This is a genomic window from Dellaglioa sp. CoH-55-MRSF-9 (genome assembly GCF_056782155.1).
The window spans coordinates 1-255 of record NZ_JBXAYG010000127.1 but is presented as its reverse complement, the minus strand read 5'-3'; the positions used below and the strand labels follow the sequence as shown (position 1 = coordinate 255).

The following is a 255-nucleotide window of genomic DNA, read 5'->3' as shown; positions in this document are numbered from 1 at the left end:
CCCGTGGACAATACCGGTTCGAACTACAACATGTTCAAATCCGGATTCAAGAACGTGCGCTTCAACGTTCCTAATCAGTCGCGTTACCAGTTGAGCATGTTGGACATGGCCAATCTTCCGGGGCTGGCCTACAAGTTCTACGGAGACACAAGCTTGTGGCGCGCACTTATGGCCTATAACGGCATAACTGATCCGTTGTCCGAAATTTGTCCGGGTATGACTATCAACGTTCCAACTAAGTCGGCCATTCAGGGC

The 255-nt window shown here is 50.6% G+C and carries 1 protein-coding gene; it reads left to right on the top strand.

Annotated features, from left to right (window positions below; translation table 11 throughout):
- Positions 1–255, top strand: a 255-nt coding sequence (locus AC1RPV_RS08050; RefSeq protein WP_481764245.1) for a LysM peptidoglycan-binding domain-containing protein, incomplete at both ends; no start/stop codon positions are given.